Annotated in this window: 10 protein-coding genes; 6 read left to right on the forward strand and 4 right to left on the reverse strand. The window is 37.9% G+C overall.

Annotated features, from left to right (window positions below; all coding sequences use genetic code 11):
- The first annotated feature begins 210 nt into the window (after window positions 1-210).
- From nadB to HMPREF9144_RS04195, 5 genes are all read left to right on the forward strand, one after another.
- Entirely contained in the window at window positions 211-1809 is a 1599-nt protein-coding gene (gene nadB / locus HMPREF9144_RS04175; RefSeq protein WP_006044631.1) for an L-aspartate oxidase, read from the forward strand.
- 32 nt (window positions 1810-1841) lie between these two features.
- Window positions 1842-2834: a quinolinate synthase NadA gene (gene nadA, locus HMPREF9144_RS04180; RefSeq protein ID WP_006044632.1), complete on the forward strand. Its 993-nt coding sequence runs from the start codon at window positions 1842-1844 to the stop codon at window positions 2832-2834.
- Between the two features lie 47 nt (window positions 2835-2881).
- A complete protein-coding gene (nadC, locus tag HMPREF9144_RS04185) occupies window positions 2882-3757 on the forward strand; it encodes a carboxylating nicotinate-nucleotide diphosphorylase (protein ID WP_006044633.1) in 876 nt (291 codons plus the stop codon).
- Window positions 3758-4095: 338 nt separating this feature from the next.
- Window positions 4096-4584, forward strand: a complete 489-nt coding sequence (gene fldA / locus HMPREF9144_RS04190) for a flavodoxin FldA (RefSeq protein ID WP_006044634.1) — start codon at window positions 4096-4098, stop codon at window positions 4582-4584.
- Window positions 4585-4631: 47 nt separating this feature from the next.
- Window positions 4632-4979, forward strand: coding sequence for a DUF2023 family protein (locus tag HMPREF9144_RS04195; protein WP_006044635.1), 348 nt, complete (start codon window positions 4632-4634; stop codon window positions 4977-4979).
- Between the two features lie 795 nt (window positions 4980-5774).
- Here the strand turns inward: HMPREF9144_RS04195 and HMPREF9144_RS04200 are convergent.
- Window positions 5775-6710, reverse strand: coding sequence for a 4-hydroxy-3-methylbut-2-enyl diphosphate reductase (locus tag HMPREF9144_RS04200; RefSeq protein WP_006044637.1), 936 nt, complete (start codon window positions 6708-6710; stop codon window positions 5775-5777).
- Window positions 6697-12336, reverse strand: coding sequence for an alpha-2-macroglobulin family protein (locus tag HMPREF9144_RS04205; RefSeq protein WP_006044638.1), 5640 nt, complete (start codon window positions 12334-12336; stop codon window positions 6697-6699). Before HMPREF9144_RS04205 ends, HMPREF9144_RS04200 begins: the two co-directional genes overlap by 14 nt.
- Before the next feature lie 341 nt (window positions 12337-12677).
- On the opposite strand from HMPREF9144_RS04205, the gene HMPREF9144_RS04210 reads away from it, so the two are divergent.
- Window positions 12678-13121: a hypothetical protein gene (locus HMPREF9144_RS04210; RefSeq protein ID WP_040595566.1), complete on the forward strand. Its 444-nt coding sequence runs from the start codon at window positions 12678-12680 to the stop codon at window positions 13119-13121.
- Window positions 13122-13867: 746 nt separating this feature from the next.
- Here HMPREF9144_RS04210 and HMPREF9144_RS04215 read toward each other — a convergent pair.
- Window positions 13868-14524: a radical SAM protein gene (locus HMPREF9144_RS04215; protein WP_006044640.1), complete on the reverse strand. Its 657-nt coding sequence runs from the start codon at window positions 14522-14524 to the stop codon at window positions 13868-13870.
- Window positions 14512-14938: carboxypeptidase-like regulatory domain-containing protein (locus tag HMPREF9144_RS04220; RefSeq protein WP_006044641.1), on the reverse strand; the 427-nt coding region annotated here is incomplete at its 5' end. The genes HMPREF9144_RS04220 and HMPREF9144_RS04215, both read right to left, overlap by 13 nt.

Here is a 14938-nt window from a genome sequence, read left to right on the forward strand (position 1 = left end):
AGGAGAATGTCTTATTAGAAATTACTGATCATTAATACTTAATAGCCACATTAATTTCTCTTATAAGATAATTTTGAAAGAAAATATAGTGCGTATAAAAACGCAATATCATACCCTTGCGACATAATTGTAAGGAAAAAAGGATTATGTTGGCACATTAAAGAAAATATTATTACTTTTGCATTCATTCTGAAGAACAGTAAATTTATTATGATACATAAGTCAGATATTCTTGTAATAGGTGGTGGTATAGCTGGTATGAGCTATGCTCTCCGTGTAGCCAATAGTGGTAAATACAAAGTAACTTTAGTGTGCAAAACAAAGCTCAACGAAGCAAACACAACAAAGGCACAAGGAGGTATTGCCTCAGTAACAAATCTATTGGTAGATAATTTCGAAAAGCACATAGCCGATACAATGGTAGCAGGCGACTTTATATCCGACCATTGCGCAGTAGAACACGTGGTACGTAATGCACCAGAAGCAATTACTGATCTTGTGAATTGGGGAGTTAATTTCGATAAAAATAGTAAAGGAGCATACGACTTACATCGCGAGGGTGGACACAGCGAGTTTCGCATACTTCACCATGCAGATGATACGGGTGCCGAAATACAACGTGGACTTATGGAAGCGGTGCGTAATAATAAGAACATAACAGTGCTCGAAAACCATTATGCCGTAGAGATTATAACGCAGCATCATCTTGGAATTGAAGTAACACGTCGTACACCAAATATAGAATGTTATGGTGCCTACATATTAAATCCTGACACACAGAAAATAGATACCTATTTAAGTAAAGTTACACTTATGGCTACTGGTGGTTGCGGAGCTGTATATGCCACTACATCTAATCCGAGTATTGCTACTGGCGATGGCATAGCAATGGTGTATAGAGCCAAAGGAGCCGTTACCGATATGGAGTTTGTACAGTTCCACCCCACAGTTCTTTACAACCCAAAAGAAACTCGACCAGCTTTCTTAATAACAGAGGCAATGCGAGGCTATGGTGGTATACTCCGCCTTCCTAATGGAGAGGAATTTATGCAGAAATATGATAGGCGACTCTCGCTCGCTCCTCGCGATATAGTAGCAAGGGCTATTGATCGTGAAATGAAACTGCATGGGATAGACTATGTTTGTCTTGACGTAACGTACAAAGATGCAAACGAAACTAAAAGACATTTTCCACACATCTATGAGAAATGTTTAAGCTTAGGCATAGACATAACCAAAGAGTATATACCTGTGTGCCCAAGTGCCCACTATATGTGTGGTGGAATTAAGGTAGACTTAAATAGTGAGAGTTCTATAAAACGACTTTATGCAGTTGGTGAATGTGCTTGCACTGGTCTGCATGGGGGTAATCGTTTGGCAAGTAATTCGCTTATAGAAGCTGCAGTTTATGCTAAATCAGCAGCTAAACATACTCTAAATGTCATCGAAGGCTATCAATTCAATACGGATATACCTGAATGGGACGATGCTGGCACACTTTCTAATGAAGAGCGAGTATTAATAACGCAGAGTATCAGAGAGGTTGGAGAAGTTATGAGCAACTATGTTGGTATTGTACGCAGTAACTTACGCTTGAAACGAGCATGGAACAGACTCGATCTTCTCTATGAAGAAACAGAGGAACTATTTAAGCAAGTGAAAGCTACAAAAGATATTTGTGAATTACGAAATATGATAAACGTTGGCTATTTAATAACTCGTCAGGCCATAGCGCGAAAAGAGAGTCGTGGTCTACATTATACAATAGATTATCCAGAACACGCCAACGATTTGCAAAAGGAAGACTAACTCGATTAAAATACAATAAACATAGAAATGGTATGATTGATAAAAAATGGATAGAACAAGGCTTTATTGATGAACCTATAACTGTCAATACAGATATAAAGGCAGAGATAAAACGAATGTGTAAAGAGAAGAATGCCGTGATAATGGCACATTATTACACTGTACCCGAAGTACAAGAATTAGCAGATTTTGTAGGCGATAGTCTTGCATTAGCACAGAAGGCAGCTGCAACTGATGCTGATATAATAGTGATGTGTGGTGTGCATTTTATGGGGGAGACTAATAAAATACTTTGCCCTAATAAGAAAATACTAGTGCCAGACCTCAATGCTTCTTGTTCGTTAGCAGAGAGTTGTCCTACTGATACATTTGAAGCATTCGTCAAATCTCACCCCGATCATATTGTAATAAATTATGTAAATACTACGGCTGCAACCAAATCATTAACCGATGTTGTAGTAACTAGTAGTAATGCTTGTCAGATTGTCGAGTCATTTCCTAAAGACACAAAAATTATTTTCGGTCCAGATAAAAATCTTGGAGGGTACATTAACCGTGTAACAGGACGTAATATGTTGCTTTGGGACGGTGCTTGCGAGGTGCACGAACGCTTTTCTGTAGAAGGGATAAAACAACTCAAACAACAACACCCAAATGCTAAAGTATTAGTACATCCAGAGTGTACAAGCGAAGTAGCAGCACTGGCTGACAAAATTGGTAGCACATCTGCCTTATTAAAATACTGCATTAATAACGATGCAAAAGAATTTATAGTTGTTACAGAGCCTGGTATTCTCTACGAAATGCAGAAGTCTGCACCACAGAAAACACTCTTCCCTGCGCCATCTACTGAAGAACCATATAATTGTAATGAGTGTACTTATATGAAATTAATTACCCTCACAAAACTCTACAACTGTATTAAACACGAATGGCCTACAATAGAAGTAGACCCTGATATAGCAGAAAAGGCTATCCGACCTATAAATAAAATGTTAGAAATATCAAAGCAACTTGGACTTTAAGTCTCTATAATTAATCTTTACACCTTATATAATATATATAACACAATATGCTAAAAGTAGAAGAGTTAAACGATAAATTAATTGATCTCGCATTTAGTGAAGACATTGGAGACGGCGACCATACAACCCTTTGTTGTATACCTACCGATGCTATTGGTGAGAGCAAATTGTTAATAAAAGAAGAAGGAATATTTGCTGGGATAGATATTGCAAAGCGGGTGTTTCATCGTTTCGATCCAGAGTTAATAGTAGAAACATATATTGAAGATGGTGCGCACGTAAAGCCTGGTGATATTGTTATGAGTGTGAAAGGGCGTGAACAGAGTTTGTTACAAACTGAACGCTTAATGCTCAATATACTTCAGCGCATGAGTGGTATTGCTACAATGACCCATAAATACCAACAAGCACTTATTGATGCAGGTACAAATACACGTGTATTGGATACTAGAAAGACTACTCCTGGTATGCGTATGCTCGAAAAAGAGGCTGTCCGGATTGGCGGGGGTACTAATCATCGCATTGGACTCTTCGATATGATACTCCTAAAAGATAATCATATCGACTTTTGTGGTGGGGTTCATAATGCAATTTCTCGTGCAAAAGCCTACTGTAAGGCAAATGGGAAAAACTTAAAGATTGAATGTGAAGTGCGTAACTTCAAGGAATTAGACGAAGCTTTGACCGAAGGGTGTGATAGAATAATGTTCGATAACTTCTCGCCAGAGGATACCCGAATAGCTGTAGACATTGTTGCTGGACGTTGCGAAACTGAATCAAGCGGTGGAATAACCTATGAAACAATGATACCATACGCAAAAGCAGGAGTCGATTTTATTTCTTTTGGTGCATTAACACATAGTGTAAAAGGATTAGATATGAGTTTTAAAGCTGCTGGAAGTGATAAACTCGTTATGAAATAACCTATAATAGGTATTCAAGAAGATATAGATTATATTCTCTTATGATAAAAGATGGTAGTCAAAAGTATTAATAACACTTCAGACTACCATCTTTTTTATTCCATTACGACTCTATGCAAACCTTTTCTTACTACATTCTTACTAATATTAGTTCAGTTGAGATAATTTATCACAACATTTCCCTTTATTTGGAGTAATATTGTAATAAAACAGAAATCGCACTACTTAAAAGTAGGTATTTTGCCATAACCCCTACTTTTAGGTATTGCACAGTATAAAGAAACTGTTTATCTTTGCACACGTAAACAAAACAAATGTAACAAAATATCAATACGAATATGAAGAGTACAATAGTAGTTTTCGGTTCATCAACCGGTACATGTGAGAATATTGCAAACACCATTGCAGAAAAATTAGGTGTAGAAGCTATCAACGTTACAGATTTTTCAGCTGACACTATTGCCAATCACGATAACCTTATCCTTGGTACTTCTACTTGGGGAGCAGGCGAATTACAAGACGATTGGTACGACGGTGTAAATGTTTTGAAAGAAGCTGACCTCTCTGGTAAGACTGTTGCTATTTTCGGTTGCGGCGATAGTGAGTCTTATTCTGATACATTCTGCGCTGCTATGAAAGAAATCTACGATGCAGCTGAAGGTGCAAATATAATAGGAAGTATTTCTACTGACGGTTATACATTCGATGATAGCGATGCTGTTGTTGATGGTAAGTTCATTGGGCTTCCTCTTGATGATGTCAATGAAGACGATAAAACTGAAGGTAGAATTGATGCGTGGTTAGACAGCATTAAAGGTTCTCTATAAAAGTAAATATGCATTGTATCTAAACATTCATAGGCATAATAAAAGATATGGCTAATGATATGAAGGTTTTATTGAACCATATTTATGAGTTCAAAAAAGGAGTACGACAAATGGTATTATATACTTTCAACAAGAAATACCAAGATTTTGTTGTTGCACGCCTCCACAGCCAGCAAATACCTTATATTATTCAACCTGTAGGAAACAATTGTTTAAACCTATTCTTTGGACGTAAAGAGTGTTTAGATGCAATACGTTTAATAATAACAAAGCCCCTTAACCAACTTTCGCCAGAAGAGGATTTTATTCTTGGGGCTATGTTAGGATACGATATCAGGGTGCAGTGCGAACGCTATTGCGAAAGAAAATGCCGTATATGCAACCAGATACAATAAAAAAAATAGTAATGGTGGAGACCATACTATATTACTAAATAAAAAATCTTGTTCGCGAAATAAAATTATTTCATAATGTTTTTGTATAGGATTAAGGCCGACTGTGAAGTCAGCCTTTTCTTTTTGTTTTTATTTCTCACAGTTTGTTCTTATATCACGCATTCATAAATATGAGCTTGGGAAAAAAGAAGTAGTTGCAATGGCTCTCATCTCTATATAACAAAATTATGAATAGTGTATTGTTTTTCAAACTCTTATAATAATAATCAAATAAAAACAATGTAGAATAAAAGCATTTATATTCCTCATCTTAATAACTATCTATCAGGTATTATAACATAAATCCATAAGAGGTGTAATTTGTTATGATATCTAATTTACATCTGATAGATATCTGAGACGAATGTGATAGATATCTGAAACGAGCGTGATAGACGTCTGAGAATGTGGTAACTAAAATCTGAATCATTCTATTTGATTTATAAGCAAATTATTGGTATTGCTTACGGTTTTTTCTTATATTTTGCTTTTACAATGTAAAATATTGACTATTAACAAATAGATGGTTGAACTATTGAAATGGTTGTGGAAAATATTTGTATACATTTTGTTATGTTTTAGTTATAAAGTAGAGTGTTACGATAAGTTTTCTACTGCGAATATTCCTTTTGCATACTATTTATGAGATACAAACTAAAACCACTCGTGATAATGGTTATGTTATATCACGAGTGGAATATAAGTATTTTCTAGGTGCGTATGAACAAACTGTGAAATATGTAGCAGGCTGCAAACTTAGTTTTCGTTTGTTTGCCGGAGTATCTCATCGCGGCATTCTTCCATTAGCCATTTCGGAGTGCTAGTAGCTCCACAGATTCCAACAGTGTGTACATTTTTAAACCATTCCATGTCTATCTCGTCAGCACTTTCTACCTGATGCGAGTTGGGATTCACGCTTAGACATTCGTGGAACAACACTTTGCCGTTAGAACTTTTACGCCCAGCAACGAAGAGAACAAGGTCGTGCTTTGCTGCAAACTGTGAAATGTTTGGCATTCGGTTGGCAACTTGTCTACAGATAGTATCGAAGCTACGAAATTTAGCATCCTTAGATATGTGTTGCTGTATATATTTTATAATGCGATGAAACTCGTCTAAACTCTTTGTAGTCTGTGAATAGAGGTAGATATTGTGATTAAAGTCGAGTTGTTGTACATCTTCGAACTTCTCTATCACTATGGCATGACTATGAGTTTGACCTACCAAGCCTAATACTTCGGCATGTCCAGGCTTACCAAATATGACTATCTGTGATGTATTAGCCTTTTCTTCATTTTTCAGTTCCACTTCTAAATCAACCCTCTTTAGCTTGTTTGTAACATTATTGCCATCTTTTTCGTATTGATTTTTTATGCGTTGTTGAAGTGCTAACACGACGGGACAAGTTGCATCTATAATTTCTATATTGTTCTTTCGCGCCAATTCGTAAGTTTCGGGGGGCTCACCATGAGCTCGTAGCAACACTGTTGCATTGTGAAGTTCGCGCAATTGGTCGTGGTTGATGGTAGTTAAACCACGATTAGTAAGCCTTTCCACTTCCATACTGTTGTGTACTATATCGCCAAGACAATACAATTGTCTCCCTTTTTTCAGTTCTTCTTCAGCTTTTTTTATGGCAGTTGTAACTCCGAAGCAGAAGCCACTGCCTTCATCTATCTCAATTTGAAGCATTGTTATTATTCACTTTTATTTTAATAGCCCCTTCTCTGCCTGTATATTCAGGGGCATAAGCACATTGTGCTGTACATGTTCCCGATTGATAAATACCCTCACGGTCTACAAAATACTCTGTTTCCACGATGTGAGTTCCCTTTGCCATCATATCGAAATAATAGTTTGTGCAGTAATCTTTTGGTGCTATGTAGTAGCTGCCTTCTTGGTATCCACTGGTTTGTGCTACGGGTTCAAGGCACGCAGGACGTTTGTCGGATACCTGAACAAAATCGTAATCACGGTCTGCCACAATTGTAATACGTATCACAAGTTTGTCGCCAACCTTTGCCTGAACGACATCTTTTGTATTGTTGTTGCTTTTTCGTACAAACAATTCGCGCTTTATGGTTAGTCCTGCATTGCTTGCCTTTATCTCTGTAACAGGCTGGAAGAACTGTGCATACACTGCCCCCCAACTTGTTCCGCTGCTTGTTTTCTCTACGGTGAGCGTGTTTGCAACTTCTACTCCGTCATTTGCATTATGCGAATTAACTGCCACAGGCTGTGTTACCTTCACATATCCCAAACCTGCAGTAACTTTTGGAAGTTCCATAACCTTTCCATCGAGTTTTAAAATGCTTGCTTCGCCATTGTCCATTGTCCACTGACCGTTATTCATAAATGCCCAAATAGCGTCTACAGAATTCACTGGCGTATCCCACGCTTGTGTACGTTTCGACTGTAAAAGCCAACGTTGTAAGTCTTCAATAGTCTGCTTGTTGTCTGGAGCTATTGTCTTGAACGCTTCTATTGCCGCAACTTGCGTTGGTATCTTATAATCGAACCAACTGTAATAAGCTTTCTTTGTATCGAAATATCTGCCCATTTCTTCCTTGTAAACAGTATATTCCTTGATGCTTTGCAAGTATTCCTTAGCCTTTAGTGTCTGTTGGTACTGCTGCAAGATAACCGCCGTATTAGCCTTGCCATATATCGTTAAATCTACAGGCTTCTTTGCTAACAGGTCGATAAGATAGGTTATATCTGCTGTTGTCTTGCGTTTTGCCAATGCATTGCTGTACAAATAGTCGCAAAGCGCATCAGATGGGAAGATATTCTTATATCCTTTGCGTTGCAGACGCTTCATCTCTGCAACACGTCCAGCCACTTCTTTGTCTAAGAAAGCAAATGCAAAACGTAGCATATCTTCGGTTTTCTCATCTTTTTCGCCCATCAATACGTTCAAGCGGGTCAGGGTTTTCACCACTTCAATCGTCATATAGAAGCTACCTGGCATATTCTCCCACCAAGAGAAAGAACCATCTGGGTTTTGTAATTCAGTTAGTGCTTCAATAGTAGACGACAAGTTGTACTTTATCTGATTCTCGTCGAAGAAACGCACAAGCATTTGTTTCTGCTCTCTTTCGTTCTTTGCTTCCATTACCCAAGGTGTTTCTTTAAGAGCAAACTCTTTCAAGTCTTGGTTCTTTTCTAACGCTGACATCAATGAGGTTTCACTTCCTTGTTCGCTTCTCCAGCTTTCAATAGTTTGTCGTATCTTAGGTGATGTCTTTAAAACTTTACTTGCTAAGCTGTTGGCATAGTAAGCTGACACCAAGCTAATAGCGTTATGCTCAGTCGCATCTGCAACAAATGGCAAGGCTTGTATCATCAACCAATTTGGATTATTGGTGTATTCAATCGTCAATCGTTGATCTGTGGTGTTTGTTGGGAACAGTTTTGTAAGGTCAATACTCTTCTCTCCTGCCTTGTTTTGCGTAAACGGATAAGTGTTTACTATGTATTCGCGATTTGGAAGTACTGCCAAATATTGCTGTTCTCCGTCAGAATAATCATCGCCACTGGCTATGATGCGCACAATAAGTATACCATCGTTGGCAACAGAGAGTTTATTAGCACCTTCTTCCGACAGCAAACTTGCTAATGAGAACGTTGCCGTTGTTGTTCCGTTCGCCTCTAAAGCGTAGTCTTTGCTTTCGGTGTAGAGAATCTTCTCAGTTTCAGCATCAAGTATTTCCATAGTAGCCTTGCCATTGACAGCTTTATCTGACGAATTAAAAATACGTGTTGAGAGCATCGCTTCGTCGCCCATACGAACAAAACGAGGCATATTGGGCTGCACCATTACAGTCTTTTTAGCTACCACTTCGTCGGTTAGCATACCATAATTTATATCCTTATCGTGTGCAAGACCGATGAAGCGCCAGGTAGTAAGACTTCCTGGTAACGTGAATTTAATGCTTACATTTCCGTTGGTATCAGTGTTCAGACGTGGATAAAAGAATGCTGTCTCATTAAGATTTTCACGCAATTGGACATTATTAGAACCTCTTTTTCCAGAGACAGAGGCAGAGTCGGCAACAGCATAGTCTACATCAGCCTCCTCACGAACATCTCTATCCTCTTTTATAACGGGAGCAGTGAACTTAATAGTGCTTCTTTCAGCCTTTACTCCTGGAGCATTACCTTGTAGCGTTTCATTTAGTTTCATAGGTTCCATCTTTGCAAATTCCTTTGTTTCTGCTGCAAAACGAGTCCCTCGAATGAATAGTTGATTAGAACTTAAACCATTTACAAAGCGTGCATCGAATCTTGCAAGAGATAGTGAAGATTCAGTTAACGACTTGTAGTTTGCTACTTTATAGAAGTCTAAGACTGGGAAATTGAAGCTGCTCCACTCTATATAAGCTGGAAGATTATTAGTGTACGAAGAAGAAAAGTCCCACAAGTGCTCTGCAATTTGGTCAAGACTCTTGTCGTAAAGTGTTGCCATAAGCTGCGCCTTTGCTGGTTTTCCGTCGGGATAGCATACATTAAGCGTCCATTCTTCTTTCTGTCCAGGCAACAATAGATTACGGAAGGTAGTCCATTTCACGTTCAGATGTCTGTCGGGCATAGGGCGTCCGATGTTCTCATTATGCGTGTACAGATTGCCATTCTTTACCCATGCAAGATTCAAAACAATGCCATCGCCATACGCTTCCTTATATGTTAGCTTCCAAGTGGTAAGACTATTGCTTTGATTAATAGCCCCGCTGTCGATCACTTTATCACCAGAGAAGATGGAATAAACAATGTGTTGGTCGGCATCTGTAGCACCAAATTGCACATAAACAGGCTTTCCATCACTTGGGAACTCGTTTCCGCTTATATAGAACCAATCGTGTGTCTCTACAACAGGACGCTTGTCGTCCATTGAGAACACTACAAATTCTTGCTCTAATGTATCTTTTTCACAAATAGCTTGTAACATATAATGACCTGACTGTAATGGTTTCAGATCTACAACCTTATTAGCTTCTACTGTTGTATACTTGCTAAACGATGGAGTTTTACTCTTATAAGATGCTATAGCATAGCGCACGTTTCCGTCAATAGCCGTACCTGCAGCATTCAGATAAGAGAACTTAATCTGGCGTAAACTATCTTTCAACACTTTGTCGGGCATATCGCTTGTTAGCATTGTGGGCTTTGTACCTAATGGTAGCGATGTACTTGCAGAGCGGGTCTCGCCTGCAAGGTCGGTAACATCGGCATCTACATCGAAGCTGTAAAATCTTGCTGACTGCCAATTGCTGCGCTTTCTTGTCTTCTTACTATTCTTTTCGTCAGGGAATATAAAGGGTAATGTGATTTCGAAGTCGCCCTTTTCGTCGGTTACGGCTTTACCTTCGTAAACCAAATCCTCGTTTTCTGTATCATACCAACACCATAATGCGGCACGACGATTGACAGTGTACAGAACATTTGCACCTTGAACAGGCATACCCGAATAAGTTTTTGCATGTCCTTTCAGTTTGATGGTATCGCCAATAGCGTATTTTTCTTTATATTCGTCTACATCTACCGTGAATGTAGGACGCTTATATTCTTCTACTTTAAAGTTCACAAAGCCACTTCTATCACTATTTGCATAGATAGCGAAGTCGCCTGTAAGTAAGTTTTTAGGTAGTTCGAAATCAGCAGAAGCAGTACCAAACTCATCTGTAACAACCTCTTTCGAAGTTATATCTTCATCGTTTGCGTCTCTTAATATTAGACTTACACTTTTATTTGCAAGCGCTTTACTCTTCAAAGTCTTATTATCTTGACTATAAGCAACGACCGAAGCATGCACAGTTTGTCCAGGACGATAAATTTCTCTATCGGTAAATAGGTCGTAAATCTCTTCATACGGAGTTGTAATCTCATATTCATAGTTTGTTCTAAGACTAGAGCTAGGGCATGCTTTGTCGGTATTTGTAGACACATACACCTCGTCTGGAACACCATTGGAATAACTGTAGTAAGCTTCTCCGTGTGCATTGGTCTCAACAAATTTTACAGTGGCTGGCTTGCCGTAGGGACCTTCTATTGTTAGTTTTATCTTTGCATTCGGCACAGGTTGTCCTGTTGTTGAATTAACCACGACATATCGTACCTTAGAATTTGGCTGTTTTTCTGCAATTAGATATAGGTTGGTAACATAATACAGCTCATATTGTGGAGCTAATTGCTTGTTTGATGAGGTCAGTTCCAACAAATAAACACCCTCCTCTAAGCTTGGAATTTGTAGTGAGTCTTCGATTTCCTCGTAAGGAGCATACGATGGATAATTACGCTTGACAATTTTCGTGGTAGCAGGCTGTAGTTTTGCTTTTATCTTTGCTAAATCTGGGCGATAGCTAGGGGTTAATTTGTTATCGCCCGTCAGTGTTGTGCGTGTTATTTTCAACGTCAAGTCGTTGATATTCCTTACTTTAATGTTTTCTATAGTCTGTTCTTTATGAGGTATACTTACATTATTTTCAGTCCACATCTTAAACATTGGCGCAGTGAGGCGTTCATGTTCGTTGCGCAGATAGTTTAATTCTTCCCATGTTCCCCAACGTTTCACGGCATCGTCTATATATTCGATTCGCTGTTTTGCACTAATTTCTTCAGCATTAACCAAATACCTATACTTCGCTACAGCCACACTCCCACATACAGGTAAATCGCCGTAACGCGCTATAAGCGAGTCTAAGGCTGCCTTGTCGTTAGCGTCTTCCACATTCAGATAAGCACTGTAACACGCTGCTTCGCGGTTGCCGACAGACGTATAATATTTATCTGCCTTATTATATTGTCCAGATTCGAACGCAATAACGTGTAGAAGGTCGTTCTTAAATATGGCATCGTTCTTTCCACCTTTTATCAATGGGGCATATTTACTATATTGTACGTCTGCCAACAAGGCTGGATTAGCCATTGCTTTATCGAAGTAAATGGTGCTCGAATTATCTTCGGCATCGTCTCTATCGAAGAGTTTGCCCAACGCACAGCAGTAAACGGCGTGCAATACCTTATCTGTTTTCTCTGTTTTATCACAGAGTTCCTTCAGGCGAGCCTTTTCCGTATCAACCGAATCGGGCGATATTTGTGTCTGCAAACTTGAGGTCAGCAACTCAGCTGCTAACAAGTTACCGTACGATTTCTCTTTTTGCGCCTTGCTAACAATCTTCTTTAAAACAGCTAATTGTGTTTTGGGCAGATCTTTACCCCGTGCTACGTCTACTTGTTTCCACAATTCGCCGTAGCTCTGTGCAAACAGATTGAATGACACCATAAATAATAATGTAAGTACAGTTAATAGTTTTCTCATAACATCTTTCTTTTTAGAAATAATTGAAAAACAGGTGCAAACTGTTGTTTTGAATGATAAACGACTAATAAATCATATATCTACAACATCTTTTATTCTCACTCTTTTGTAATCTTCTTTGCGTTTCGACTCATAATTTTATATGTTCATATACGGCAAAGATCCATTTCTTATAATAGCGCAAAGGTACAATTTTATCTTGGATAATGCGAACAAAAGATATTTTTAGTAGTGTAGAAATACATTTTTAATTGTTTTTTATATCTTTGCACATATAAAGTATCTCGCTTATGTTGTTGCATTTTTGCAACGATAAAAAAGAAATAAATTATAATAAATATATGGTATATACAAACATTCTTCTAATTTTAGTTACAGTGCTGTGTGTAATATTATTGGCTAATAGAACAAAAATACTGAAAAGAAAGTCAGAGAAGTACATAACTTCATTACCATACAAGCCTTTAGAGATTAATGAAGTGAAGAAACTCTATAGTAATGGCGAGCTTCTTTGTAGTGTAGGATACTTACATTACCAATTAGATTTTGCTAATGCTGTACAGAAAGAATATTTGGGAATATTCTTAGGTTATGCTATGAATGCATCTGAGCCTATTGGTCGCATCTATATTTACGACAATCAGAATGTTCAACGTGGATATATAGACAATCAAACCGAACTCTACCATACACTGTCTGTTCGTAAGAAAGTTCCTGTATATGGTGTTTCGTTACACAATGCAAAAGATGGGTATAGTGGTGAGGTGTGTATTAGAATAAAATAAGAAAGTACGAAATGAGCTTTTAGTTTGCATTCTTCGAAGTGTCTCTATCTACTTCGTATTTAAAATAAAGATGTTTGTTTGGTGATAACACCTTTATGCATTGGTTAAGAATATTGGCTCCTGTCATCTTTTATTCTCATGCTCACATCTTGGTTGTCGTTATAGTCAACTGTATTGTTACGTCAGCATTATAAAGTCTATCAACTTGTTCAGCAATAAAACAGAATATGGACTCAGTAGTAAATAGATGAGAATGTTGAGTAGTAACTATTGTTTACTTACAAATTAAATAGACCCCCTCGTATTTTAGTTACTCTTTTTTTAGATATCTGTCACGTTCGTCTCAGATATCTGTCTCATTCGTCTCAGATATCTGTCAGTTGTAAATTAGATATCATAAAAAATTACCCCCTTTATGAAAATATATCGTAATACTTGGAAGATGCTTATTCAGATGAGAATTATGAATACCTTTACTCTGCTGTGTTTTCATTAAAATGTTAGTATAAGTTACTGGCTAACAATAGTTATTAGGGTTTCATTATATAGGAGTAGAAGAGGTTGCAATCACCCTCTTTTATACTGAGACTTTTATGCAGTAAACGTATATGCTTTTGAGTATGAAACTGGTACTTTGCTATGTTAAAACGAAATAGTTAATTCTATATGATAATATTCTTCCAAAATGGAAGTCTTTTTTTGTGTCTTTGTATGGCATTATCTAACTTTTATAATAATACACGACTTCACATCTCAATATGATTATTGTCCTGTTCACTACACATATGTTTCACACTATACCTAAACTTATCAAAACGATGGAAGCCCATATCTTCTACTCGTTGTTTGCTTTCGTCTTGCGCAATCTCCGTATTATAATAAGGTATAAATGGTAGACGAATAAGTGTTCTATCTGTATATCCATTTTCAACAAGCCATTTTAAGTTGCTCGTAACTAATCTATTACTTTGTGTAGTATAGGTTTCATACGTTTGTTCGTTCATATCTTTTACATCAACAATAAACTCTTTTATAAGCGGTGCAACCATTTCCAACTGCTTCAAAGGCACATTCAACGATGTTTCCAATATGATGCACCACTCGGGATTCATTATTTTTACAAACTCTTCTATGAATTTGCTGTGCAATAAAGGCTCGCCACCACCAAAGCAAATGCCTCCACCAGTTGCCACGAAATAAAGGTCGTCTATCTCTACTTCGCTATAAAGCTCGCTCGGTGTAATGGCTCTTAATACACCATCGGGCGACAAGCATTGTGGATTCAGACAATACTTGCAATGCAACGGACAGCCATGAAAAGCCACAAGAGTAGTTACGCCCTCACCATCGGTGGTTAAACGGTGGCGATCGATGCCGATTATGGGTGCCTTTACTTCTTGCATTTCTTCTTGTGCGACTTGTATTTAGATGTCGTTCGGTTGTAAACATCGTCTCGTGGACCCGATGTTATACCACCTACAACGACCACTTCACCTTGCATGACGCTCTCATCGTCTTTTAAAACAATGGTTCTATTATTATTTTCTAATAAGTCTTTAGCCTTAACAATCTTTTTTTCACACCCAATATACGATATTTTCAAATTTGTTTCTCGAGGCACTTTCACTGCAAAATAACCATCTATGTCGCTTATTGTCCCTTTGGTTGTGCCTTGAAGAAATACTAAAGCCCCTGGTATAGGTTCTTTATTATCGTCAAATATCAAACGGGCACGCACCACAATCGCATCTTCTGCTCCTTCAGAAAGGTCTTTTACAGCAATACTGTCTAAAGCATTAACTTGCGGAATAGGGTTC

The sequence above is a fragment of the Prevotella pallens ATCC 700821 genome, assembly GCF_000220255.1.
Taxonomy (GTDB): Bacteria; Bacteroidota; Bacteroidia; order Bacteroidales; family Bacteroidaceae; genus Prevotella; species Prevotella pallens.